Origin of the sequence: Hydrogenophaga sp. (genome assembly GCF_030158645.1) — a bacterium.
Classification (GTDB): domain Bacteria; phylum Pseudomonadota; class Gammaproteobacteria; order Burkholderiales; family Burkholderiaceae_C; genus Hydrogenophaga.
This window is the reverse complement of the sequence record NZ_JAOASO010000111.1, coordinates 1-23934: the sequence shown is the minus strand read 5'-3', so window position 1 is coordinate 23934 and position 23934 is coordinate 1. Positions and strand designations below refer to the sequence as shown.

The window sequence follows — 23934 nt, the reverse complement described above, 5'->3', positions numbered from 1 at the left end:
GCCCGGCGCGTGTTGCCAAGGCGGTTCATTTCAACAACAGGAGCATTCATGGCCGATCTCAAAGCCCTTTTCGACGCCGCCGTGGCGAATTCCAAGAACCTCAGCGAGCGCCCCGACAACGCCACGCTGCTGAAGATCTATGCCCTGTACAAGCAAGCCACCGAGGGCGATGTCGAGGGCAAGAAGCCCGGCTTCGGCGACATGGTGGGGCGCGCCAAATGGGACGCGTGGAACGGCTTCAAAGGCACCGACAAGGAGGGGGCGATGCAGCAGTACATCGACCTCATCCAGAGCCTGAGCTGAAGCGCCCGCTCCAGGAAGGCCGGTTGTTCAACCGGCCTTTTTCTTTTTGGCGGCGGGCTTCTTGGCTGCCAGCAGCTCGTCGAGGTTCTTGACGATCTCGCTTTCGATGCGGTCCTTGAACGCACCCAGCAAAAAGCCCAGGCGCGCATCGAGTTCAAACTTCTCCGCCGACACCTTGAGCGTGCCGGTCACACCCGAGCGGCTGAATTGCACTTCGTCGCAGTCGTCACCTTCTTCATAGGTGCAGCTCATGTCGAAGTCGTTCTCGGCCTGTTCGGCCCAGCGCCAGGCGAGCTTGCGGGCGCCGCCCATGCCGAGTTGGTGATCGCGTTCGATGTGGATGTCGGCCATGGGTGTCTCGTGTGTGGTGGTCAGGGGCGGAGGGCGTCGCTGGCGGCCAGGGCGGTGGGCGCGAGCTCGCGCAGGGCGGCGTGGCGTTCGTCTTTCGGGCGGCTGGCCAAAGCGCGAACCGCATCATAAAACCGCGCGAAGTCGCGGCCCTCGCGCTCGAACAAGGCCTCGAACGCAGGCACCCACTCGTCGTAGGCGGCCTGCGCGGCAAAGCTGGCGTTGTTGGCGCGGGTCACGAAGGGGTCGTAGCCGGCGTAGCCGTTCCAGCCGGCTTTCAGCGCTGCGTAGCGCTGGCGGAAGTCGTTCATCACGGTCAACTTTTGCTGCAGTTTGGTGCCGTCCGCCAGAGCGGCATCGTCATAGATGGCCTTCAGGCGCTCGCGGGTGGCGCGCGTGAGGGCGCGGAACGCGCGGCGGCGGCTGTCGAAGGTGGCGTAGTCGGCGCGGGCCTGATCGCTGGCGCGGGCGAGCCACCGCGCACCGCCCAGCCGCTCGACCGTGGTGGCAAATGATTCGTTGAACGCGGTGTCGTTCTGCACGTAGACCACCTGGTGCGCGAGCTCGTGAAAGACGATGCGCGCGAGTTCACCCTCGGGGTAGGCGATGAAGGTGTTGAGCAGCGGGTCGCCACCCGCCCAGTTCATCCAGCCCAGCGTGGAGTAGGCCTGGACCGGGTAGACCGCGACTTCCAGTGTGGGGTCGAGGCTGTCGGCAAAGGCGCGCGCATCGGCTTCCGAGAAATAGCCGCGGTAGCCCACGCAGCCCGCCACCGGAAAGCACCAGGTCTCCAGGGTGAGCGAGAGTGCGGGCGCCGCCACCACGTTGTAGACCGCAGCGCGGCGCTGCAGGTCGGCGTAGCGGTGGTAGCTGGCGTTGTCCGGCAGGGCGAGTTCGCTGACCGCAAACGCGCGGATGCGGCGGGCGTTTTCCAGCCGCTGTTTGAGCGTGGGTGGGGCGGTGTCGTCGGCCAGCCAGTCGTCCACCGGCCGTGCGGCCTGCATCAGTTTCAGGTGCCCGGTGACCGACTGCCAGTAATAGCCCACGCCGGTGGTGTTGCTGGCGCAGCCAGCGCCCAGCAGGGCCACGATTGCGAGCGCCAGCAGCTTCGTCATGCGCGTCCTCAGTGCACGCCCGCAACCTCGACCAGGCAGTCGTAGAACACCGGGCCGCGGCCCATGTCGGTGAGCTGCTGGCTGGTGACTTCGTTCACGTTGGTGCCCGAGGGCCCGAGCTTGCGCCACCAGATCCCCAGGCCATTGACCACACCGGGCCGTGCGCGCGTGGACACCTTGGCCTTGCAGCGGTATTCGCCGCGGTCGTTGAACACGCGCACCATCTGGCCGCTTTCGATGCCACGCAGCGCCGCGTCGTCGGCATGGATTTCGAGCAGGGGCTCACCTTCGATGTCGCGCAGGCTCTGCACGTTGACGAAGCTGGAGTTGAGGAAGTTGCGCGCCGGCGGGGAGATCATGGCCAGCGGGTAGGCGGCCGATGAGCCTTGCAGTTCGTGGTTCGGCAGGTGGTCGGGCAGGCCGTCCAGCCCTTGCGCGGCCAGGCGCGCACTGAAAAATTCGCATCGGCCCGAAGGTGTGGGGAAACCGCCGTGGGCGAAAGGCGCTTCGGCGATGGGCAGGGTGGCAAAGCCCTGATCCAGCAGGGTCTGGAAATCCACCGCGGTGCCGAACGCCGTGCGGCACAAGGTCTCGTCGTCGTCGGCAAAACACGGGTCGTCAAAACCCAGGCGGGCGGCCAGCGCGCGAAAGATGTCGGTGTTGGTGCGGGACTCGCCCACCGGTGCGATGGCCGGGCGGTTGAGCAGCACGTCGGTGTGGCCATAGCTGGTGTGGATGTCCCAGTGTTCCAGCTGCGTGGTGGCAGGCAGGATGACGTCGGCGTGGTCGGCGGTGTCGGTCTGGAAATGTTCGAGCACCACGGTGAACAGGTCTTCGCGCAGGAAGCCTTGCACCACCTTGCCCGATTCGGGCGCCACCGCCACCGGGTTGCTGTTGTAGACGATGAGCGCTTCGATCTTCGGGCCGAAGGCCACCGAGCCCGGGTTCAACAGGTCGTTGCCGATGGTGCTCATGTTGATGGTGCGCGGCGTGCGCCCGGCCAGCAGTTCGGGCTTGTGCAGCTCGCCGCGGTTCACCGGAAACTGCGCCGAGCTGGACAGCAGCAGGCCGCCTGCCGGCTCGCGCCACGCGCCCACCAGCGCGGGCAGGCAGGCCACCGCACGCACCGCGTTGCCGCCGCCGCGCACGCGCTGCATGCCGTAGTTCAGGCGGATGGCGGCGGGCTTCGTGGTGCCGTAGGCGCGCGCCAGGTCGGTGATCTGCTGCACCGGAATCCCGCACACCTCGGCCGCGCGTTCGGGTGGCCACTGCAGCGCGCGCTCGCGCAAGCCTTCCCAGCCCAGCGTGTGCTGCGCGATGTAGTCGTGGTCCAGCCAGTCGTGGGTGATGAGCTGGTGCATCAGCGCCAGCGCCAGTGCCGCGTCGGTGCCCGGGCGCAGGGCGATGTGTTCGTGGCACTTCTCGGCCGTTTCGGAGCGACGCGGGTCGATGCACACCAGGCGCGCGCCGTTGCGTTTGGCCTGCTGTGCCAGGCGCCAGAAGTGCAGGTTGCTGCCGATGGAGTTGCTGCCCCAGATGACGATGAGTTTCGAATCGGCAAAGTGCTCCACCTTCATGCCGACCTTGCCGCCCAGGGTCTGGATCAGCGCTTCGCCGCCGGCCGACGCGCAGATGGTGCGGTCCAGGAACGAGGCGCCCAGGCGGTGGAAAAAACGCGCCGCCATGCCCTCGCCCTGGACCTGGCCCATGGTGCCGGCGTAGCTGTAGGGCACCACCGCTTGCGGGTCGCGCGCGGCAATGTCTTTCAATCGTTCGGCCACCAGGTCCAGCGCCTCGTCCCAGCCCACGCGCCTGAACTGACCGCTGCCTTTGGGGCCGGTGCGCACCAGGGGGTGCAGCAGACGGTCGGGGTGGTAGGTGCGCTCGGTGTAGCGCGACACCTTGGTGCACAGCGCACCGTCGGTGTGTGGGTGCTCGGGGTTGCCCTGCACGCGCAGCGCCACACCGTTCTCCACCGTGGTGACGAGGGAGCAGGTGTCGGGGCAATCGTGGGGGCAGGCGCCGCGGATCGTTTGCACGGTCGTGTTCATCGGAAGGAGGTGGCCTAAGGTCGTGAGAGGAGCGAATTGGCAGGACGCTTGCTTTACCCTGTGGGGTTCTCAAATCAGCATATCAGGAGTGTTCGCATGCAGCGTCGTGAAGCCTTGTCCCGTGTGTGCAAGTTGGTTGGCTCCGGCGCGTTGGCGTCGTGGGGGGCTTCGGCCAGCGCGCAGAGCGCGGCCTTGACCGACACCCGCATTGTGCTGGGTCAGTCGGCGCCGTTCACCGGCGCGGCGGTTCAACTGGGCCTCCAGTTTCACCTGGGCGCGCAGGCGTATTTCGACGCGGTCAACGCCAAGGGTGGGGTCAATGGCCGCACGATCGAGATCAAGCGGATGGACGATGGCTACGAGCCCGAGCGCTGCGCAGCCAACACGCGCCAGCTGATTGCCGACGACGTGTTCGCACTGTTTGGCTACATCGGCACACCCACCAGCCTGGCCGCCTTGCCGCTGGCCTCCACCGCCAAGGTGCCGTTCTTCGCGCCGTTCACCGGCGCGCAGGCCCTGCGCGATCCTTTCAACCGCTATGCCATCCATGTTCGCGCCTCGTACTTTGACGAAACGGCCGCCATCGTGCGCCAGGTGACGTCCACCGGCATCAAGAAGATCGGCGTGTTTTACCAGGACGACGCCTATGGCAAGACCGGGCTGGAGGGCGTGACCCGGGCCATGACCGCGCTGAACCTGGAGCCCGCGGCGTTGGGCACGGTGGAGCGCAACACGGTCGAAGTGGCACAGGCGGTGAAGGACATCATGGCCCGCAAGCCCGAGGCCATCGTGCAGATCGGTGCTTACAAGGCAGTGGCCACGTTTGTTCGCCAGGCACGCCGCGCGGGTTTTGGCGGCAACTTCTACAACGTCTCTTTCGTGGGCACGCAGGCCCTCATCGATGAACTCGGTGCGGAGGCCCGTGGCGTGTCCGTGAGCCAGGTCATGCCCTTCCCCTACACGCCCGCCACGCCGTTGTCGGGTGAGTACCTGGCCGCCATCAAGGACAAGCGCGGTGTCGAGCCCAACTACTCGGGCATGGAGGGGTTTGTGGCGGCCAAGGTGTTCACCGAGGCAGTGAGGCGCGCCGGCAAGGCGCTCACGCGTGAGGGGTTCATCAACGCCGTGCAGGGCATGCAGAACGTGAACCTGGGCGGTTTTCCGGTGGACTTCGGGCCGGCCAAACACACCGGTTCGCGCTTTGTCGAACTGACGCTGCTGACCGAAGACGGACGCATCCGCCGCTGAGTTCCGCACCGGCGCTTGCGTTGCACCGTTGCATCACATCGGTGCTGGGTGGCGCCTGGGTTCGCGCGGGTGACCCGGCGTTGAAAAAGAGTCCCTTTGTATGTTTTTCGACCGACTGGACCGGCAGAACTATCCAGTTTGGATTAACCGGACGGCGGAGGGCCTGGCTGCGCAGCGGGCCGCAGGAATGCCCTCAGAGCGTTAGGCCCGATTGCCATCGCGAAGCGTTGCACGTTAGCCTGTTCCGCGTAGGTCGATGAACGTCTCATCGCTCCGGAGGTCTTTGATGCCATTGCATGTCCGCCACCTGATCGCGCTGGTCCTGTCTGCCAGTCTGTCACCGACCTGGGCCCAGGCCCCCGCCCCGGCAAACGCAGCGCCGGATCCCAAGCTGATCCGGCTGGGTCTGATCCTGCCGCTCACCGGCGGATCGTCCGACATGGGCAACAGTGCGCGCGTGGGCGCGCAGGTGGCGGTGGAAGAGATCAACGCGGTGGGCGGTTACCTCGGGCGCAAGCTCGAGCTGGTGATCCGCGACGACCAGGCCAACAACGACATGGGCCTCAAGCACGCGGAAGAACTGGTGCTCACCGAAAAGGTGGCCGCCACCGTGGGCTTCTGCAACACCGGCGTGGCGATGAAAGCGCTTGACGTGTTCCAGAACAACCAGCATGTCCTGATCGTGCCGTGTGCCACCGGCACCGCCATCACCGCCAAGTACCCGGCGGCCGAGAGCTACATCTTCCGCACTTCGGCGCGCGACCAGCTGCAGTCCCAGTTTCTGGTGGCCGACATCGTCAAGCGCAACCTGAAGAAAGTGGCGCTGCTGGTGGACACCACCGGCTATGGCGACGGTGGCCTGAAGGACCTGGAAGCCGCGTTGCAGGCCGTGGGACTCAAGCCCCACATCGTCGTGCGCTTCAAGGTGGGTGTGAAAAGCCTGGCCGATGAGATGAAGCAACTCAAGGACTCCGGTGCCGATGCGCTGATCGGCTGGACCGTGGGGCCCGAGCAGGGCGTGATCTCGGCCAGCCGTGCCGCGGCGGGCTGGAACGTGCCGCAGTACGGTCCCTGGGGTCTCTCACACGCGTCGGCCTTCGAGGCATCCAAAGGCGCGGTCGAGGGCACCTATGTTGTGCAGACCGTCTTGCCCAACACGTTCATGGAGCGCAACAGCACCTTCCTGCGCGGCTACGCCAAGATTTCCAAGGAGCGCCCCATCGGCTCGATGATGTCGGCCGCACAGACCTACGACTCGGTGCACCTGTTGCTGCGTGCCATGTTCCTCACCAAGGGCAACATCACGGGCAAGAGCCTCAAACAGTCACTGGAAAACCTGCAGCAGCCCTACCGCGGTGTGGTCACGACCTACGACCGACCGTTCAGCAACACCGACCACGACGCCATCTCGGCCAACATGCTGTGGCTGGGCACCTGGCAGGGTGGTGAGCGTGCCTACGTTTACAAGGACGACGCAGCGCGAGCCAGCGTGATCCGCCGCAAGGAGTGACGGCCGACAGGGCGCGCCCGAGTAGCCCGCCTGACCGAGTGGATGTCGCCAGCGGGGCATCGGGAGGGGTCTGTCTTGCGTACGATCTGTGGCTCTTTTCAAGCCACCACAAGGGCGAGCCCGGTACCCCATGAAACTCATCGACTCCATCCTCACGCAGGCCGCAGGCATTGCCGCCGTGCGACGCGACATCCACGCCCACCCCGAGCTGTGCTTTCAGGAGGTGCGCACCGCTGATGTGGTGGCGGCCAAGCTCACCGAGTGGGGCATCCCCGTGCACCGCGGCATGGGCACCACCGGCGTGGTGGGCATCGTGCATGGTCGCGACGGTGGGGCCTGTGGCCGTGCCATCGGCCTGCGCGCCGACATCGACGCCCTGCCCATGCAGGAGCACAACACCTTTGCCCACGCCAGCCAGCACGCCGGCAAGATGCACGCCTGCGGCCACGACGGCCACACCGCCATGCTGCTGGCCGCCGCGCAGCACTTTGCCAAGCACCGCAATTTCGACGGCACGGTCTACCTGATCTTCCAGCCGGCCGAAGAGGGCGGTGGCGGCGCACGCGAAATGATCAAGGACGGCCTGTTCGAGCAGTTCCCGGTGGAGTCGGTGTTCGGCATGCACAACTGGCCCGGCATGGCGGTGGGTACCTTTGCGGCGAGCGCAGGACCGGTGATGGCGTCCAGCAACGAATTCCACATCACGATCCGGGGCAAGGGCGCTCACGCCGCGCTCCCGCACAACGGCATCGATCCTGTTCCGGTGGCCTGCCAGATGGTTATGGCCTTCCAGACCATCATCACGCGCAACAAGAAGCCGGTGGACGCCGGCGTGATCTCGGTCACCATGATCCACACCGGCGAGGCCACCAACGTCGTGCCCGACAGCTGCGTGATTCAGGGCACGGTGCGCACGTTCACGTTCGAGGTGCTCGACATGATCGAGCGCCGCATGCGGGAGGTGGCCGAACACACCAGCGCGGCCTTCGGCGCCACGGTCGAGTTCAAGTTCAAGCGCAATTACCCACCCACCATCAACCACGCCGCCGAGACCGCGTTTGCGCGCGAAGTCATGGCGGACATTGTGGGCGCCGATCGCGTGCTCGACCAGGAGCCCACCATGGGCGCTGAAGACTTTGCGTACATGCTGCAGGCCCGCCCGGGCTGCTACGCCTTCATCGCCAACGGCGACGGCGCGCACCGCGAGATGGGCCACGGCGGCGGTCCCTGCATGCTGCACAACCCGAGCTACGACTTCAACGACGACCTGATTCCGCTGGGTGCCACCTACTGGGTGCAACTGGCCGAGAAATGGCTCAGCCGCCCGCGCCCCGGGGCGGGGCGTTGATGGCTCCATCCGACGCGTTTTCGACGTCGTACGCCCGGGCCCGGGTGAAGTTTCTGGAAGCGGCCGCCACTGCCGGCATGGCCATCAGCAGCCACAACCACCCGCTGACGGGCCGCGATGGTGAGGTGCTGGCGATGGACGTGGCGCTGGACGGTGACCCCGCCGCCGAGCGCCTGCTCATCGTCAGCAGCGCCTGCCACGGTGTGGAGGGGTACTGCGGCTCGGGTGTGCAGGTCTTTGCTGTGCAGGATGCGCAGTGGCGCGAACACGCGCGCGCAGCCGGTGTGGCCGTGCTCTACATCCACGCGCTCAACCCGCACGGTTTTTCTTGGGTGCGCCGGGTCACCCACGAGAACGTCGACCTCAACCGCAACTTCCAGGACTTCGGCCAGCCGCTGCCGATCAACGAGGCCTACGCCGAGCTTCACGAGCTGCTGTTGCCCGCGCAATGGCCGCCCGGCCCGGACAACGCCGCGGCCATCGGGGGCTGTATCGAGCGCCGTGGCCTGACCCGCTTTCAAGCGGCGGTGTCGCAAGGCCAACACGCCTTTGCCGACGGCCTGTTTTTTGGCGGCGTGGAACCGACCTGGAGCAACCGCACGTTGCGCGAGGTGCTGCGCCGCCACGGCCGGCAGGCGCGCCATCTGGCGTGGATCGACCTGCACACCGGTCTGGGAGAAACAGGCCTGGGCGAGCGCATCTTCGCCAGCCGCGACGACGCGGTGGGTTTGGAGCGCGCCCGCGACTGGTGGGGCGGCGATGGTCAGACGCCGGTCACATCGATCCACGACGGCTCATCCTCCTCGTCGATGCTGACGGGCTTGATGTGGAACGTCGCTCACGAGGAGTGCCCGCAGGCGCAGTACACCGGCATTGCGATGGAGTACGGCACGGTGCCGATTGAAGAGGTGATCGGCGCGCTGCGGGGGGATCACTGGCTGCACCTGCATCCGGAAGCACCCGAGCCTCTGCGTGCAGCGATCAAGGCGCGCTTGTTGGCCGCGTTTTACGTGGACACGGCGCAGTGGAAGGCCACCGTGGTGGTCCAGGCCCGGCAGGCTTTGTTTCAGGCTGTGACCGGGCTTTCTTCTTCGTGATGGGTTGGCTGACCCGGCTCGCCACGAAAGAAGAAGCCCACCAGGCGAAGCCTACAATTTCGGCACCCATTCCAGCAGAAGAAGCCATGACCACCCCTCCCGACCTCACCAGCATCCCCCCCCGTGACAAAGCCGAGATCCTGGCCCAGGCGCTGCCCTACATCCGCAAGTACCACGGCAAGACCATGGTCATCAAGTACGGTGGCAACGCCATGACCGACCCGGCCCTGCAGCAGGACTTTGCGGAAGATGTGGTGCTGCTCAAGCTGGTCGGCATCAACCCGGTGGTGGTGCACGGCGGCGGGCCGCAGATCGAGACACTGCTCAAGCGCCTGGGCAAGCAGGGGCAATTCATCCAGGGCATGCGCGTCACCGACGCGGAAACCATGGAGGTGGTGGAGTGGGTGCTCGGTGGCGAGGTGCAGCAGGACATCGTGGGCCTCATCAACCAGGCCGGTGGCAAGGCCGTGGGCCTGACCGGGCGCGACGGCGCCATGATCCGCGCGCAGAAGCTGCGCATGACCGACCAGAAGGACCCGAGCCTGGAGCACGACGTGGGTCAGGTGGGCAACATCGTGAGCATCGATCCCAGCGTGGTGAAGGCCTTGCAGGACGACCAGTTCATTCCCGTGGTCAGCCCGATCGGCTTCGGTGAACAGAACGAGAGCTACAACATCAACGCCGACGTGGTGGCCGCCAAGCTGGCCACCGTGTTGCAGGCCGAGAAACTGCTCATGCTCACCAACATCCGCGGCGTGCTCGACAAGGACGGCCAGCTGCTCACCGAACTCACGCCACGGCAGATCGACGCCCTGGTGGAAGACGGCACGATTTCCGGCGGCATGATCCCCAAGATTGCCGGCGCGCTGGACGCGGCCAAGAGCGGCGTGAACGCGGTGCACATCATCGACGGGCGTGTGCCCCACGCGCTCCTGCTCGAGGTGCTGGGCAACGAGCCCTTCGGAACCATGATCAGGAGCCATTGACCGCCTGAACAAGCGCTCGGGCCGTGGGCGGGATGCGATCGCCCACTGACATCGGGTACCCCGCCCCCGTTGGGTTTTTTGTGCGATGGTGATGTGCGAAAATCCGCCCCAGGACGACCAGCCAGGGCCCGCCACGGGCCACCGGCACCCATCAGCACCCACCGATCGGACCGCCTGCCCATGACCTCCCCTGTTCCCGAGTCTCCGTCACCGGAAGAAGCCGCAGCGGCTGAAGCGGCCCACGTGATCGAAGCCGCAGCGCACGCCGATGGTGGCACCCGCAAACGCCCCAAACCCGGCGAGCGGCGCGTGCAGATCCTGGAAGCCCTGGCAACGATGCTCGAGCAACCGGGCGCTGAACGCATCACCACCGCAGGCCTCGCCGCGCGGCTTGACGTGAGTGAAGCAGCGCTCTACCGCCACTTCGCCAGCAAGGCCCAGATGTTCGAAGGCCTGATCGAGTTCATCGAACAATCGGTCTTCGGGCTGATCAACCAGTTGGGCGAGCGTGAGCCCGACGCCAATGCGCGCTGCCGGAAGCTCGTCACCCTGCTGCTGCAGTTCGGTGAGAAGAACCCCGGCATGACCCGCGTGATGGTGGGTGATGCGCTGGTGTTCGAGAACGAGCGCTTGCAGCAGCGCATGAACCTGTTCTTCGACAAGATCGAATCGGCCTTGCGCCAGAACCTGCGCGAAGCGGCGGTGGTGGCTGGCGTGGCCACGCCCACGGTGGATGCACAGGCAGACGCATCCGTCGTCACCGCCTTTTGCGTCGGGCGTTTGCAGCGCTTCGCGCGCAGTGGCTTCAAGCGTTCGCCCGGCGAAAATCTGGAGCACAGCCTGGGGCTGCTCCTGCCGGTGGCGCGCCTCTGACCGAGTTCGTGGTCCCGCGTGCGCCCTGGGTGCCGGTGCACCTGGCGCAGCACCTGCCGATCTGGTTGCACCCCTCAGGCGCTGCTTTTCTTCCAGATCTCGCTGCTTTGCTGGTGGCCGACGTGCACCTCGGCAAAGCCGCCAGCTTTCGTCGACTCGGTGTGCCGGTGCCTTCCGGTTCGACCGCGACCACGCTCGAAACGCTGGACGATGCGCTGGCCTCGCTGGGCGACACACCGGTGCAGCACCTCGTGTTTCTCGGGGACCTGTTGCACGCAGCGCGCGGACGCAGTCCGGAGCTGAGCGGGGTGGTCGGACAGGCCTTGACCGCATGGCGGGGCCGGTGTCCGGGGCTGCGCATGCACCTGGTGCGCGGCAATCATGACCGCGCCGCGGGAGATCCCCCGCCCGAGTGGGGCATTGAACTCCAGACAGAACCGTGGGTGATGGGACCCTGGGCCCTGTGCCATGAACCCGACATGGCGGCAGGCGCCTACACCCTGGCCGGTCACTGGCATCCCTGCATCGGTTTGAGCGGCGGCGCCCGCGAGCGCCTGCGCCTGCCGTGTTTCTGGTTCGGCGACCCGGCGCACCATGCGGTCGGCGTGTTGCCCGCCTTCGGCGACTTCACCGGCATGCACCCGATCGAACGGCGCCCGGGTGACCGGGTGTGGGCGGTGGCGGACCGGGCCGTGCGTGAAGTGCCCCACGCGGGGCGGCGGATTTTAGGGCCGCGGGCCTAAACAAAGCCCCCACAAACACCGCACGAGGTGCGCACGGGCCTGGTTTTGCGGTAAAAATAGAACGACCGTTCGATTATTGGAATACCCCACCCCGGCACCGCATGAGCACCACCCCCACCGCCCGCCGCCCGCGCGCCGAGACCCCAGCGCACAAGCCGCTGCAAAAAGGCCAGCAAACCAAAGCCGCCATCGTCGATGCCGCGTTGGGTCTGGCCACGCAGATCGGTCTGGAAGGCCTGTCGATCGGGGCGCTGGCGGAGGTCATGCAGATGAGCAAGTCGGGTGTGTTCGCCCACTTCGGCTCACGCGAAGAACTGCAGATTTCGGTGGTGCGCGAGTACCACGCGCGTTTTGAGGAAGAGGTGTTCTACCCCGCCATCAACGCACCGCGCGGCCTGCCGCGCCTGCGCATGCTGTTCGACAACTGGATGAAGCGCACCTCGGTCGAAATCGATTCGGGCTGCATCTACATCAGCGGTGCGGTCGAGTTCGACGACCGGCCCGGCCCGGTGCGCGATGCGCTCGCCAGCTCGGTCAACACCTGGCTTTCCGCCATGCGCCGTGCGGTGGACATCGCCATTGAAGAGGGCCATCTCTCGCCCGGCACCGACGCCGCGCAGATGGCCTTCGAGATCCACGCGCTGATCCTCGCGCTGCATTACGAGGCCCGCTTCCTGCGCAGCCCCGATTCGGCCAGCCGCGCGGTGCGCGCGTTCGAGAACATCGTCACCCGCTTCGGCAACACGCAGGCGCCTGCGTCCCGCAAGACAAGCACCAGAACCCCAGCCGCTGCCAGCAAGCAGGGTTGATTTCCGTTTCGTTTTTTCGCAAACCCAGCACAGGAGTTTCCCCATGCCCGTTTACAACCCGCCCCTGCGAGACATGCAGTTTGTGATGCACGAAGTGCTCAAGGTCACCGACGACCTGAAGGCCATCCCGGCCCACGCCGAGATCGACGCCGACACCATCAACGCGGTGCTCGAAGAGGGCGGCAAGTTCGCCTCGCAGGTGATCTTCCCGCTGAACATCAGCGGCGATACCGAGGGCTGCAAGCTCGACCAGAAGACGCACGAAGTCACCACGCCCAAGGGCTTCAAGGAGGCCTACAAGACCTATGTGGACGGCGGCTGGGCGGCGCTCTCGTGCGACCCGGCATTCGGCGGCCAGGGCCTGCCGCTGGTGGTGAACCAGTGCATGTACGAAATGATGAACTCGGCCAACCAGGCCTGGACCATGTACCCCGGCCTCACGCACGGCGCCTACGCCTCGCTGCACACCTTCGGCACCGACGAGCAGAAGGCCACCTACCTGCACAAGATGACCAGCGGTGAATGGACCGGCACCATGTGCCTGACCGAGCCGCACTGCGGCACCGATCTGGGCCTCATGCGCACCAAGGCCGAGCCGCAGCCCGACGGCACCTACAAGCTCACCGGCAACAAGATCTTCATCAGCGCCGGTGAACACGACATGGCCGAGAACATCATCCACCTGGTGCTGGCCCGCCTGCCCGACGCGCCTCCCGGCATCAAGGGCGTGAGCCTGTTCATCGTGCCCAAGTTCAACGTGAACAAGGACGGCACCCTGGGTGAGCGCAACGGCATCTACTGCGGCGGCCTGGAGCACAAGATGGGCATCCACGGCAACGCCACGGCGCAGATCGTGATGGACGGCGCGGTGGGCACCCTGGTGGGCCAGCCCAACAAGGGCATGCAGGGCATGTTCGTGATGATGAACGCCGCCCGCCTGGGCGTGGGCAACCAGAGTCTGGGCTTGACGGAAGTGGCGTACCAGAACGCACTGGCGTACGCGAAAGACCGCATCCAGATGCGCAGCCTGACCGGCCCCAAGGCCAAGGACAAGCCGGCAGACCCGATCATCGTGCACCCCGATGTGCGCCGCATGCTGCTGACCGCCAAGGCCTACGCCGAAGGCGGCCGCGCGCTGGCCATCTTTTGCTCGGTGCTGCTGGAGAAGGTGCACAACCACCCCGACGAGAAGGTGCGCAAGGACAGCGACGACATGCTCTCGCTGCTCACGCCCATCACCAAGGCCTTCCTGACCGACAACGGCTTCAATGCGGCCACGCAGTGCCAGCAGGTTTTCGGTGGCCACGGCTACATCAAGGAGTGGGGCATGGAGCAGTTCGTGCGCGATGCCCGCATCAACATGATCTACGAAGGCACCAACACCATCCAGAGCCTGGACCTGCTGGGCCGCAAGGTGCTGGGCAACAACGGCGCCACGCTCAAGAAGTTCGGCAAGCTGGTGGGCGCGCTGGTGATGGAAGAGGGCGTCAACGAAAAGATGGCCGAATTCATCAACCCGCTGGCGGTGCTGGGTGAGCAGATCACCAAGTTCACCACCGAGATCGGCTTCAAGGGCCTGCAGAACGCCGACGAAGTGGGCGCGGCAGCGGTGGATTACTTGCGCGTGGCCGGGCACCTGGTGTTCGGCTACTTCTGGGCCCGCATGGCGCAGGTGGCGCTGCGCGAGATCGCTGCCGGCAACACCGATCCGTTCTACGTGGCCAAGCTGCAGACCGCGCGTTTCTACTTCGCCAAGCTGTTCCCCGAGACCGCAACGCTGATGCGCACCGCGCGCTCGGGTTCGAAGGTGTTGATGGACACCGACGCGGCGCTGGCGTGACCCTCCCTTGAACGACCACCACCAGGAGACTTCGATGATCAGGACAACCCTTGTTGCTTCGCTGCTTGTGTTCACCGGCCATGCGTTTGCGCAGATGTCGCCCGTCGGTCTGTGGAAGACCATCGACGACGACACGAAGAAGGAAAAGTCCCTGGTGCGGATCAAGGAGAGCAACGGCGTCTTCAGCGGCACCATCGAGAAGCTGCTGGACCCCGACAGCAAACAAGACGCGGTGTGCGACAAGTGCACCGACGATCGCAAGGACAAGCCCGTGCTGGGCATGACCATCCTGCGCAACCTCAAGGCCAGCGACGGCGATGCCTCCGTGTTCGAGGGCGGCACCATCGTCGACCCGAACAACGGCAAGGTCTACCGCACGCGCCTCAAGCCGGTGGACGACGGCAAGAAGCTGGAGATGCGCGGCTACATCGGCCCGTTCTATCGCACACAGGTGTGGCTCCGGGTGGAGTGAGCGCATCTCGTCCAGTCAACATGGAAAAACAATGAACCGATTTCAAGTGAAAAAAGTCGCCGTGCTCGGCGCGGGCGTGATGGGCGCGCAGATCGCTGCGCACCTGGTCAACGTCAAGGTGCCGGTGGTGCTGTTCGACCTGCCTGCGAAGGAAGGTCCGAAGAACGGCATCGTCACCCGCGCCATCGAGAACCTCAAGAAGCTCAAGCCTTCGCCGCTGGGCGTGGCATCCGATGCCGACCTGATCGGTCAGGCCAACTACGAAGAGCACATGGAGCAGTTGAAGGACTGCGACCTGATCATCGAGGCCATCGCCGAGCGCATGGACTGGAAGCTCGACCTGTACACGAAGATCGCGCCCTTCATCGCGCCGCACGCCATCGTGGCGTCCAACACCTCGGGCCTGTCGATCACCAAGCTCGGCGAAGTGCTGCCCGAAGCGATCAAGCCGCGCTTCTGCGGCATCCATTTCTTCAACCCGCCGCGTTACATGACGCTGGTGGAGTTGATCGCCACACCCACCACCGAGCCGCAGATCCTCAACGACCTGGAGACCTTCGTCACCAGCGGTCTGGGCAAGGGCGTCGTGCGCGCCAAGGACACGCCCAACTTCATCGCCAACCGCATCGGCATCGCCGGCATGCTGGCCACGATGAAAGAGGTGGAGAACTTCGGCCTCACCTTTGATGTGGTGGACGACCTCACCGGCAAGCGCCTGGGCCGCGCCAGCAGCGGCACCTTCCGCACCGCCGACGTGGTGGGTCTGGACACCATGGCCCACGTGGTCAAGACACTGCAGGACAACCTGAGCATCGACACCGACCCGTTCTACGGCAGCTTCGGTACGCCGCCCGTGCTGGCCAAGCTGCTTGAACTGAAGAACCTGGGCCAGAAGACCAAGGCCGGTTTCTTCAAGAAGGTCGGTCGCGACATCATGCGCTTCGATCTGGACAGTGAAGACTACGTGCCCGCGGGGGAGAAGGCCGACGAGGTCTACGGCCGCATGCTCAAACGCCCCGCGGCCGAGCGCCTGAAGCTGCTGCGCAACGCCGAAGGCCCACAAGGTCGGTTTCTTTGGGCGATTCTGCGAAACAGCTTCCACTACGCGGCCGTGCACCTGGCCACCATCGCCGACACCGCGCGCGACGTGGACCAGGCCATGCGCTGGGGCTTCGGCATGAAGCAAGGCCCGTTCGAGCTTTGGCAAGAAGCCGGGTGGCTTGAAGTCGCAAAAATGATCCAGGAGGACATCGACGCGGGCAAGGCGCTGAGCAAGGCGCCGCTGCCCGCGTGGGTGTTCAAGGGCCCGGTGGCCGAGGCCGGTGGTGTGCACACGGCTCAAAGTTCGTGGAACCCGACCACAGGCACGTTTGATGCGCGCCGTGAGCTGCCGGTTTACGGTCGCCAGCACTTCCCCGAGCTGCTGCTCGGCGAAGCGGGTGCGAAGTTCGAGACCGCCGGCACCACGATCGAAGAGAACGATTCGATCCGCGTCTGGACCCTGGACGGGCAGGTGCTGATCGCCAGCATCAAGACCAAGATGCACGCCATCAGCCCCGAGGTTTGCGAGGGCCTGATGGCTGCCGTGGATCTGGCCGAGAAGGACTACCAGGGCCTGGTGATCTGGTCGGGCGACGAGCCCTTCAGCGCCGGTGCGGATTTGCAGGCCATGCTGCCGGCCTTCATGGCCGTGGGCGTGAGCGCCATCGAAGACGCCGAAGGCTTCATGCAGCAGACCATGCTGCGCCTGCGTTACGCCAACGTGCCGGTGGTCAGTGCCGTGCGCGGCCTGGCGCTGGGCGGTGGTTGTGAGCTGGCCGTGTACAGCGCGCGCCGCGTGGTGCACATGGAAAGCTACATCGGTCTGGTGGAAGTCGGTGTGGGTCTCGTGCCCGGCGCCGGTGGCCTCACCTACATCGCCCGCCGCGCGGCGGAAAACGCTGAAACGTCCACCGGCAAAGACCTGCTGCCCTTCCTCACCGAAGGCTTCACCGCCGCGGCCATGGCCAAGGTCGGCACCAGCGCACTGGAGTCGCGCAAGCTCGGCTTTGTGCTGCATTCCGACGTGATCGTGCCGCACAAGGACGAACTGCTGTTCGTGGCCATCAACGAAGCGAAGAGTCTCTTCAACGGTGGCTACCGCGCGCCGCACAAGCGCCTGTTCCCGGTGGCCGGCCGCGACGGCAAGGCCACCATTTTGGGCAGCCTGGTCAACATGCGCGACGGTGGCTTCATCAGCCAGCACGACTTCCACATTGCATCGCTGATCGCCAACGTGGTGACCGGTGGCGACGTGGAACCGGGCACGCTGGTGAGCGAGGACTACCTCATGACGCTGGAGCGCCGGGCCTTCTGCTCGCTGATCGTGCATCCCAAGACACAGGAGCGGATTCTGGGGATGTTGAACACCGGGAAGCCGGTTCGCAACTGAAGCCATGAAAACCGCCGAGGTCGAAGTTTCTTACCCCCTCTCCCGCTTGCGGGAGAGGGTTGGGGTGAGGGCGGACGCCAAGGCAAAAGCGCGAGAGTTGCGCGGTCAGATGACAGAGGCTGAGAGCCTGCTCTGGCTGCAGTTGAAGGGCCGCCGCTTTCAGGGCTTCAAATTCCGTCGCCAGCGCCCACTCGGCCCCTACATCCTTGACTTCGTTTGCCTTGAAGCTGGGTTGGTCATCGAAATCGATGGTGGTCAGCACAGCGCACAACAGACCTACGACCAAGCACGGACTGCCTTGATTGAAACGCAAGGACTCACTGTCATCCGCTTCTGGAACCACGAGGTCATGAACGAAACCCCTGCTGTGCTGGAGAAGATCTGGCAGACGTTGCAGGCCCTCACCCCAACCCTCTCCCGCCAGCGGGAGAGGGGGCAAGACACTTAGGAACCACCATGAGCAAACAGATTCAAGACGCCTACATCGTCGCCGCCACCCGCACCCCCATCGGCCGTTCGCACAAGGGCTCGTTCAAGCACCTGCGTCCCGACGACCTGCTGGCACTCGCCCTGCGCTCGGCCCTCAGCCAGGTGCCCTCGCTGGACCCCAAGGCGATTGAAGACATCATCTGCGGCTGCGCGATTCCCGAAGCGCAGCAGGGCCTGAACGTGGCACGCATCGGCGCCATCCTGGCCGGCCTGCCGCACAGCGTGGGCGGCATCACCGTCAACCGTTTCTGCGCCTCGGGCCTCTCGGCCCTTCAGATGGCGGCCGACCGCATCCGTGTGGGCGAGGCCGACGTGATGATCGCCGCCGGCACCGAGAGCATGAGCATGGTGCCCATGATGGGCAACTCGCCCAGCCTCTCGCCCACCATCTTCACCAACACCGACGACGTGGAGAGCTACGGCATCGCCTACGGCATGGGTCTCACGGCCGAGAAGGTGGCGCAGCAGTGGAAGGTGTCGCGCGACGCGCAGGACGCGTTTGCGGTGCAGTCGCACCAGCGCGCCGTGCTGGCCATGAAGAACGGCGAGTTCACCGACGAGATCACGCCGGTGGAAGTCACCGAGCGCAGCGTGGACCTGGAAAGCGCTGAAGTCACGACCCGCACGCGCACCGTGAGCCTGGACGAAGGCGCGCGTCCCGACACCTCGCTCGAAGGCCTGGCCAAGCTGCGCACGGTGTTCGCCGCGCGCGGTTCGGTCACCGCCGGCAACAGCTCTCAGACCAGCGACGGTGCGGGCGCGCTCATCCTCGTGAGCGAAGCCGCCCTGAAGCGATACAACCTCACGCCGTTGGCGCGTTTCGTCAGCTACGCCTCGCGCGGCGTGCCGCCGCACATCATGGGCGTGGGCCCGATCGAAGCCATTCCGGCCGCGCTGAAATACGCCGGCCTGAAGCAGGACGACATCGACTGGTTCGAGCTCAACGAAGCCTTTGCCGCACAGTCGCTCGCCGTCATGAACACGCTGGGCCTGGACCCGAGCAAGGTCAACCCCATGGGCGGCGCCATCGCGCTGGGCCACCCGCTGGGCGCCACCGGCGCCATCCGCGCGGCCACCGTGGTGCACGCGCTCAAGCGGCACAACAAGCGCTACGGCATGGTCACGATGTGCGTGGGCATGGGTCAAGGCGCCGCCGGCATCATCGAGCGCGTCTGATGGACGCACACGCCTTCGACGCAGCGATTGCCCTGCAGCCGCTGGGCGGGGATCGCTTCTCCGGCGCTACCTCACCGGGCTACGCCAACATGGTCGGCCCGTTCGGCGGCGTCACAGCGGCCACCGCGCTGGGCGCGGTGTTGCAGCACCCGGCCCTGCTGGGTGAGCCGGTGGCGCTCACGGTGAACTACGCCGCGGCGCTGGCCGACACCCCGTTCGAGGTGGTGGCCCGCGCCGCCCGCACCAACCGGTCCACCCAGCACTGGGTGGTGGAGATCGTGCAGGCGGGTGAGACCGTGGTGACCGCCACGGCGGTCACCGCCGCGCGGCGCGAGACCTGGAGCGTGGACGAACTGGCCGCGCCCGACATGCCCTCGCCCGACGCGGTGGGCAAGCCCAACATGGCGGCGTTGGTGGAGTGGGTGAAACGGTACGACATCCGCATCACCGAGGGCGCCATTCCTACCGCGTGGGACGGCGGCGGTGACGCCAGCCGCACCACGCTGTGGATGCGCGACGAGCCCGCCCGACCACTCGACTTTTGCAGCCTGGCCGCCATGGCCGACGTGTTCTACCCCCGCGTGTGGCTGCGCCGCGCCACGCGGGTGCCGGCCGGCACCGTGTCCATGACGGTGTATTTCCATGCGGGTGGTGCGCAGCTCGCCGCGGTGGGCACTGGCTGGCTCAAGGGACAGGCGAGCGCGCAAGCGTTTCGCAACGGCTTCTTCGACCAGACCGCGCAGGTCTGGAGCGAAGCGGGCCAGTTGCTGGCCACCACGCACCAGGTTGTCTACTTCAAGGAATGAAGCGCCTTCAGGGCCTGCCGAGGAACAGGTACAGCCCCGTGTAGCCGCGCGGCGCACTCACGATGCTCAGGTACAGCGGGCCGATGCCGGTGTCCGCACCCACGAACAGACTGCCCGCGCCGCGCAGTTGCCGCAGCGTGATGTCGCTGCGCTCGGTCCAGGCGTTGCCGGCTTCCAGCGAGCCGCCGACAAACAAGGCGCGCGCCACCCCCACCGAAGACGCCAGGCGCTGGTAGTAGGTGAGCCGGCCGAACAGCAGGTAGTTGCCCGCCACCTGCGCCGTGCGGTAGCCCGAGAGGTTCTGGAAACCGCCGAGCGAATATTCGTCGATGGCGGCCAGCGGGATCTGGTTGGTGTAGGCCAGACGTCCGCCCAGGTTGAAGGTGTGCGCCCCCCAGGACTTCACGGCGGTGAAGGTGCTGTCCAGTCGGGTGAAGTCCGTGGTGGCGCCACCATCCACGCTGCGGCGACCCCAGCTCAGTTCGGCCTGTCCCCGGTAACCACGGGACGGAAAATTCGCGAAATCCAGCTGATCGGCCACGATGGCCGCGCGCAGGCCGCGCTCGGTCCAGCGCACGGTGCTCACCCCGGCGGGAATCGCCGCCGACAGCAGCTCCGGCTTGGCGCGCCGCGCGCTGGCCACCACGCCCAGCCGCGCCTCACCGACGGTGCCGCGCAGGCCAATCGGCCAGCCCACGTCCGCACCCACCTTCACGCCCTGGCGCTGCACCAGTGCGAGCGCGTCGCCCTGGTCGTTGAACAGCTCGACCTTGTTGATGTTGCCGTCCACATACGCCGCAACGAAGCGTTCGCTGTTCATCCCCAGTGGCTGGTAGATCTCGGAATACAGGCCCACCGTTTCACCCAGCTGCACGCGGTTGCGCCACTCGGCCCCGCTCTCGGTGAGCCAGTGGCGGTTGTGGCTGATGCGCAGGTTGAACGCGCCTTCGCCCTGGAAGTCGGTGCGCAGATCGATGCCCACCCGCAGGTAGTTCGGCCCCCAGTTGTTCTCGCGCAGGTTGATCGTCAGGTCTTCCGTGCCGTTGTCTTCGCGCCGGGTCAGCGTGTAGTCGATGCGCTCGTAGTCGCCCGCGGCCGAGAGCTTCTGCAGATCGGCCTCGATCTTGGGCACGTCCACCCGCTGGCCAGGTTCGGCCTCCAGCGCCCGGGACAGCCGTTCGGCGCGCTCCTCGCTCACGCCCTCGAAGCGGATCGCACCGATGCGACCGACCCGGTCGGCGTTGGCCAGCGCCTGCGCGCTGCGAGACTTCACCCAGCCCGCGTAACGTGCCTCGTCCACCGCAAACAGCGCCAGCGCCTCGCGCACGGTGCCGGCGTAGTCGTTGCCGATCTTCACCAACGCTTCGGCCTGGTTGAAGTCGCTCGACGTGAGCTTGCCCAGTGGCGGTGCCAGCAGCAGGTCTTTGGGGGTGAGCGTGGCGATGCTGGCCTGCACGTTCTGCTCGGTCAGGATGTTGACCATCTGCGTGGTCACGCCCAGCACCGTGCCCAGCGTGTCGCGGCCGGCCAGCGGCGTGCCGATGTTCACCGCGATGATCACCTCGGCCCCCATGGCGCGCGCCACGTCCACCGGCAGGTTGTTCACCAGCCCGCCGTCGCCCAGGATGCGGTCGTTGATGGCCAGCGGCGAGAACACGCCGGGCACCGACATGCTCGCGCGCAGGGCCGCGGCCAGGTCGCCCCGGTCCATCACCACCGCCAGGCCGGTTTCCATGTCCGTGGCCACGGCACGGAACGGCGTGGGCAGCTGGTCGAACGATTCCAGGTGCCGGGTGGACAGGGTGTAACGGCGCAGCAGCACCTCCAGCGACCGGCTGGACACCGCACCCGTGGGCAGGCGGAACTCGCCGTTGCGAAACCCCAGCTGCAGCACCGGCGAGAGCTCGAAGTCTTCTTCCTTGCGACGTTGCGACAGCAACTGGCGCGGCTCGCTTCGGTTGAAAAGGCCACCCCAGTCCACCGCCAGGATCTCGCGCTCCAGGTCGTCGGCCTTCATGCCGCTGGCATACAGCCCGCCGATGATCGCGCCCATCGAGGTGCCCACGATCATGTCCACCGGCACCTGTGCGGCCTCCAGCGCCTTGAGCACGCCCACGTGCGCAAAACCGCGCGCCCCCCCGCCCGAGAGCACCAGGGCCACGCGGGGGCGTTCGCTGGCGGTCGTGCCTTGGGCCGCCAGCGGCATCGGTGCGAACCAGGTCGCCGCGGTGGCGAAGACGAGGGCAAAGAAACGGCAGCGCATGAAACACCTGTGAGCAGAGGCGGCGCCCAGGCGCCGGGAAGCGGCCAAGTGTAGGCGGGCAGCCGCTGAAAACCGGTGCCGGTGCACGCTGTCACGCGGCCGTCAGGCTTCGGGAGCGGGCTCCAGAAAAGCACGCCCGTTCGTGGTAATTTGCGGCTTCCCTTTTGCCCACCGAGAGACACCCCATGAGCGACATCCTCGTCCACACCGAAGCCGGCGTCTGCACCCTCACGTTCAACCGCCCCGACAAGAAGAACTCCATCACCGCCGCCATGTACAGCGCCATGGCCGACGCGTTGCAGGCCGCGCAGGACGACGCCCAAGTGCGCTGCGTCGTGTTCCAGGGCAACGAAGCCATCTTCTCCGCCGGCAACGACATCGCCGATTTCCTGAACAACCCGCCCGCCACCACCGACTCGCCCGTGTTCCGCTTCCTGCGCGGTCTTGCGCAGTTTCCCAAGCCGCTGATCGCCGCGGTGTGCGGCCCGGCCGTGGGCATCGGCACCACGCTGCTGTTCCACTGCGACCTGGTCTACGCCGGCGACAACGCCGCCTTCTCCATGCCCTTCGTCAACCTCGGCCTGTGCCCCGAGGCCGCGAGCAGCCTGCTGGTGCCGCAGATGCTGGGCTACCACCGCGCCGCCGAAGCCTTGTTGCTGGGCGAACCCTTCATGGCCGAGGCTGCACTGGAAGTGGGCCTGGTCAACCGCGTGCTGCCGCCACTGGAAGTGGCCGGCTACGCCCAGACCGTGGCCCGCAAGATGGCCGCCAAACCCATCAGCTCGCTCATCGAGACCAAGCGCCTGATGAAACAGGGCCAGCTCAAGCAGGTCATGTCCGTGATGGCCGAAGAAGGCGTGAGCTTCGGCCGCATGCTCGGCGAGCCGGCGGCCAAGGAGGCCTTCGGTGCGTTCATGGAACGCCGCAAGCCGGATTTTTCGAAGGTGTGAAATGCAACAGGGCGGTCAAGCCGCCCTGTTGCATGGAGTCAGTCGCCGCGCTGCGGCGACGTCCATCTCAGACGTTGCGCCGACGAGCCACCGCCATGCCGGCCAGGGCCAGGGCCAGCAAGGCGATGCTGCCAGGCTCTGGCACATCGAACACCTCGGCAGCGGTGCCCTGCACGCCGACCGTGAAACCATTCCAGTACTCGTTGCTCAGGCTGCGCCAGCTGACCGTGTCGAACGTGCCAGTGAAGCGCAGTGTGCCGTGCGGCTCGCCGGTGCCGAGCAGCCGGTACTCCATCACACCGCCGCCTATGTCGACGACCTGCTTGAACGAGGTGCCGCAGCCCCAGTACCCGCAGGCATTGCCGTTGGAGGCATCGCCAAAACTCAGGATGTCGAAGTCCCGATCGAAGGCATAGCCGTTGCCGTTCAGGCTGACAAAAGCGAACACCGGATTGGCAATGGCCTGGGAGAAACTGAGCGACTGTGTTCCCGCGAACTGCAGCGCAATGATGTCCGAGCCGGTGGGGCGGTTGTCGACCAGTGCGCTGGTGAATGGCGAGGTGGAGGCATCACCGCCTGTGTAGTAGTCGTTGCCACCGCTGGCTTGATAGAAGCCGACACCGTTGGGGTTGGTGTAGGTGACGGTGACCGAGCTGGTGGTCGTGGTGATGGTGCCTTTGGCTTGGAAGCCGGGGGAGGTGGGGTCGAGGTCGCCACCGGTCCAGTCGGTCCAGAAAATCGGGGCCGCCACAGCGAAAGCCTGGGTGGATGCAAGACCCAGTGCCAGCACACTGCGGATCAAGGTGTTTTTCCAAAGCGTCTTCATGGTTGTTTGTCCGTGTTGTCAGGCCCCGATCGGGCGGTGTATCCATCTGTAAGCAAGGATTGCGCCACTGGGTGCCACGCCCGGGGGCGCCGTTGATCAGCGTCCGGTTGACCATCTGTTTGTCAGTTTTTTCGACACCGGCGCATCCGTTGCCGCTGCGCTTGTTCAAGGCCGGGGCTGGTGTAAGGTTGGTCGCCATGACCGACCCCACCGAACAAGCCAAGACCCATTTCTTCGACGGCAACGCGCT

General features: G+C 66.1%; 21 protein-coding genes. 16 read left to right on the top strand and 5 right to left on the bottom strand.

The window, feature by feature from the left end; translation table 11 throughout:
* The first annotated feature begins 48 nt into the window (after window positions 1-48).
* Entirely contained in the window at window positions 49-303 is a 255-nt protein-coding gene (locus tag Q1W68_RS12620) for an acyl-CoA-binding protein (RefSeq protein WP_300649900.1), read from the top strand.
* 27 nt (window positions 304-330) lie between these two features.
* Here Q1W68_RS12620 and Q1W68_RS12615 read toward each other — a convergent pair whose 3' ends face one another.
* Genes Q1W68_RS12615 through Q1W68_RS12605 form a run of 3 tightly spaced genes read right to left on the bottom strand, consistent with a single transcriptional unit; the run spans window position 331 to window position 3817 of the window.
* The gene (locus Q1W68_RS12615; protein WP_300649899.1) at window positions 331-654 is read right to left on the bottom strand and encodes a polyhydroxyalkanoic acid system family protein; all 324 of its coding nucleotides are present in this window, start codon (window positions 652-654) and stop codon (window positions 331-333) included.
* Between the two features lie 20 nt (window positions 655-674).
* Window positions 675-1766, bottom strand: a complete 1092-nt coding sequence (locus Q1W68_RS12610) for an aminopeptidase (RefSeq protein ID WP_300649897.1) — start codon at window positions 1764-1766, stop codon at window positions 675-677.
* Window positions 1767-1774: 8 nt separating this feature from the next.
* Window positions 1775-3817, bottom strand: coding sequence for a molybdopterin oxidoreductase family protein (locus tag Q1W68_RS12605; RefSeq protein ID WP_300716888.1), 2043 nt, complete (start codon window positions 3815-3817; stop codon window positions 1775-1777).
* A 96-nt stretch (window positions 3818-3913) separates the two neighbouring features.
* Between Q1W68_RS12605 and Q1W68_RS12600 the strand changes: the two genes are divergently transcribed.
* The 14 genes from Q1W68_RS12600 (at window position 3914) to Q1W68_RS12535 (ending at window position 19645) form a co-directional block, all read left to right on the top strand.
* A complete protein-coding gene (locus tag Q1W68_RS12600) occupies window positions 3914-5065 on the top strand; it encodes an ABC transporter substrate-binding protein (protein ID WP_300649894.1) in 1152 nt (383 codons plus the stop codon).
* A gap of 286 nt (window positions 5066-5351) precedes the next feature.
* On the top strand, window positions 5352-6575 hold the full coding sequence (locus Q1W68_RS12595) for an ABC transporter substrate-binding protein (RefSeq protein WP_300660237.1): 1224 nt from the start codon (window positions 5352-5354) through the stop codon (window positions 6573-6575).
* Between the two features lie 130 nt (window positions 6576-6705).
* Window positions 6706-7923, top strand: coding sequence for a M20 aminoacylase family protein (locus Q1W68_RS12590; RefSeq protein WP_300716887.1), 1218 nt, complete (start codon window positions 6706-6708; stop codon window positions 7921-7923).
* Complete coding sequence (locus tag Q1W68_RS12585) at window positions 7920-9020, top strand: M14 family metallopeptidase (RefSeq protein WP_300649888.1); 1101 nt, start codon at window positions 7920-7922, stop codon at window positions 9018-9020. The genes Q1W68_RS12590 and Q1W68_RS12585 overlap by 4 nt, the downstream gene beginning before the upstream one ends.
* Window positions 9021-9106: 86 nt before the next feature.
* Window positions 9107-10006: an acetylglutamate kinase gene (gene argB, locus Q1W68_RS12580; protein WP_300649885.1), complete on the top strand. Its 900-nt coding sequence runs from the start codon at window positions 9107-9109 to the stop codon at window positions 10004-10006.
* Between the two features lie 180 nt (window positions 10007-10186).
* Complete coding sequence (gene slmA / locus Q1W68_RS12575) at window positions 10187-10879, top strand: nucleoid occlusion factor SlmA (protein WP_300649884.1); 693 nt, start codon at window positions 10187-10189, stop codon at window positions 10877-10879.
* A gap of 8 nt (window positions 10880-10887) precedes the next feature.
* Window positions 10888-11622 carry a ligase-associated DNA damage response endonuclease PdeM gene (gene pdeM, locus Q1W68_RS12570; protein WP_300649882.1) on the top strand — a complete coding sequence of 245 codons (735 nt, stop codon included), beginning with the start codon at window positions 10888-10890 and terminating at the stop codon, window positions 11620-11622.
* Window positions 11623-11723: 101 nt separating this feature from the next.
* Entirely contained in the window at window positions 11724-12431 is a 708-nt protein-coding gene (locus Q1W68_RS12565) for a TetR/AcrR family transcriptional regulator (protein ID WP_300649880.1), read from the top strand.
* Between the two features lie 43 nt (window positions 12432-12474).
* On the top strand, window positions 12475-14271 hold the full coding sequence (locus Q1W68_RS12560; RefSeq protein WP_300716886.1) for an acyl-CoA dehydrogenase C-terminal domain-containing protein: 1797 nt from the start codon (window positions 12475-12477) through the stop codon (window positions 14269-14271).
* Window positions 14272-14305: 34 nt separating this feature from the next.
* Entirely contained in the window at window positions 14306-14743 is a 438-nt protein-coding gene (locus tag Q1W68_RS12555) for a DUF2147 domain-containing protein (protein ID WP_300716885.1), read from the top strand.
* A 31-nt stretch (window positions 14744-14774) separates the two neighbouring features.
* Window positions 14775-17174: a 3-hydroxyacyl-CoA dehydrogenase/enoyl-CoA hydratase family protein gene (locus Q1W68_RS12550; RefSeq protein WP_300716884.1), complete on the top strand. Its 2400-nt coding sequence runs from the start codon at window positions 14775-14777 to the stop codon at window positions 17172-17174.
* A gap of 4 nt (window positions 17175-17178) precedes the next feature.
* Window positions 17179-17622 carry an endonuclease domain-containing protein gene (locus tag Q1W68_RS12545; protein WP_300654514.1) on the top strand — a complete coding sequence of 148 codons (444 nt, stop codon included), beginning with the start codon at window positions 17179-17181 and terminating at the stop codon, window positions 17620-17622.
* Between the two features lie 8 nt (window positions 17623-17630).
* The gene (locus Q1W68_RS12540) at window positions 17631-18839 is read left to right on the top strand and encodes an acetyl-CoA C-acyltransferase (RefSeq protein ID WP_300654511.1); all 1209 of its coding nucleotides are present in this window, start codon (window positions 17631-17633) and stop codon (window positions 18837-18839) included.
* A complete protein-coding gene (locus Q1W68_RS12535) occupies window positions 18839-19645 on the top strand; it encodes a thioesterase family protein (RefSeq protein ID WP_300654508.1) in 807 nt (268 codons plus the stop codon). The genes Q1W68_RS12540 and Q1W68_RS12535 overlap by 1 nt, the downstream gene beginning before the upstream one ends.
* 7 nt (window positions 19646-19652) lie before the next feature.
* On the opposite strand, the gene Q1W68_RS12530 is transcribed toward Q1W68_RS12535, so the two are convergent.
* The gene (locus Q1W68_RS12530) at window positions 19653-21908 is read right to left on the bottom strand and encodes a patatin-like phospholipase family protein (protein WP_300654505.1); all 2256 of its coding nucleotides are present in this window, start codon (window positions 21906-21908) and stop codon (window positions 19653-19655) included.
* A 185-nt stretch (window positions 21909-22093) separates the two neighbouring features.
* Between Q1W68_RS12530 and Q1W68_RS12525 the strand changes: the two genes are divergently transcribed.
* Window positions 22094-22858, top strand: a complete 765-nt coding sequence (locus tag Q1W68_RS12525; protein ID WP_300660257.1) for an enoyl-CoA hydratase — start codon at window positions 22094-22096, stop codon at window positions 22856-22858.
* 67 nt (window positions 22859-22925) lie between these two features.
* Here Q1W68_RS12525 and Q1W68_RS12520 read toward each other — a convergent pair whose 3' ends face one another.
* The gene (locus Q1W68_RS12520; RefSeq protein WP_300654501.1) at window positions 22926-23684 is read right to left on the bottom strand and encodes a PEP-CTERM sorting domain-containing protein; all 759 of its coding nucleotides are present in this window, start codon (window positions 23682-23684) and stop codon (window positions 22926-22928) included.
* Between the last annotated feature and the right edge of the window lie 250 nt (window positions 23685-23934).

Bases quoted from the DNA above. Each gene is read 5' to 3' on its own strand.
- slmA (WP_300649884.1), top strand. From the start codon at position 10,187: ATGACCTCCCCTGTTCCCGAGTCTCCGTCACCGGAAGAAGCCGCAGCG.
- Q1W68_RS12555 (WP_300716885.1), top strand. From the start codon at position 14,306: ATGATCAGGACAACCCTTGTTGCTTCGCTGCTTGTGTTCACCGGCCAT.
- Q1W68_RS12600 (WP_300649894.1), top strand. From the start codon at position 3,914: ATGCAGCGTCGTGAAGCCTTGTCCCGTGTGTGCAAGTTGGTTGGCTCC.
- Q1W68_RS12550 (WP_300716884.1), top strand. From the start codon at position 14,775: ATGAACCGATTTCAAGTGAAAAAAGTCGCCGTGCTCGGCGCGGGCGTG.
- Q1W68_RS12590 (WP_300716887.1), top strand. From the start codon at position 6,706: ATGAAACTCATCGACTCCATCCTCACGCAGGCCGCAGGCATTGCCGCC.
- Q1W68_RS12610 (WP_300649897.1), bottom strand. From the start codon at position 1,766: ATGACGAAGCTGCTGGCGCTCGCAATCGTGGCCCTGCTGGGCGCTGGC.
- Q1W68_RS12560 (WP_300716886.1), top strand. From the start codon at position 12,475: ATGCCCGTTTACAACCCGCCCCTGCGAGACATGCAGTTTGTGATGCAC.
- Q1W68_RS12545 (WP_300654514.1), top strand. From the start codon at position 17,179: ATGAAAACCGCCGAGGTCGAAGTTTCTTACCCCCTCTCCCGCTTGCGG.
- Q1W68_RS12520 (WP_300654501.1), bottom strand. From the start codon at position 23,684: ATGAAGACGCTTTGGAAAAACACCTTGATCCGCAGTGTGCTGGCACTG.
- Q1W68_RS12605 (WP_300716888.1), bottom strand. From the start codon at position 3,817: ATGAACACGACCGTGCAAACGATCCGCGGCGCCTGCCCCCACGATTGC.
- Q1W68_RS12530 (WP_300654505.1), bottom strand. From the start codon at position 21,908: ATGCGCTGCCGTTTCTTTGCCCTCGTCTTCGCCACCGCGGCGACCTGG.
- Q1W68_RS12595 (WP_300660237.1), top strand. From the start codon at position 5,352: ATGCCATTGCATGTCCGCCACCTGATCGCGCTGGTCCTGTCTGCCAGT.
- Q1W68_RS12620 (WP_300649900.1), top strand. From the start codon at position 49: ATGGCCGATCTCAAAGCCCTTTTCGACGCCGCCGTGGCGAATTCCAAG.
- Q1W68_RS12615 (WP_300649899.1), bottom strand. From the start codon at position 654: ATGGCCGACATCCACATCGAACGCGATCACCAACTCGGCATGGGCGGC.
- Q1W68_RS12565 (WP_300649880.1), top strand. From the start codon at position 11,724: ATGAGCACCACCCCCACCGCCCGCCGCCCGCGCGCCGAGACCCCAGCG.
- argB (WP_300649885.1), top strand. From the start codon at position 9,107: ATGACCACCCCTCCCGACCTCACCAGCATCCCCCCCCGTGACAAAGCC.
- Q1W68_RS12540 (WP_300654511.1), top strand. From the start codon at position 17,631: ATGAGCAAACAGATTCAAGACGCCTACATCGTCGCCGCCACCCGCACC.
- Q1W68_RS12525 (WP_300660257.1), top strand. From the start codon at position 22,094: ATGAGCGACATCCTCGTCCACACCGAAGCCGGCGTCTGCACCCTCACG.
- Q1W68_RS12535 (WP_300654508.1), top strand. From the start codon at position 18,839: ATGGACGCACACGCCTTCGACGCAGCGATTGCCCTGCAGCCGCTGGGC.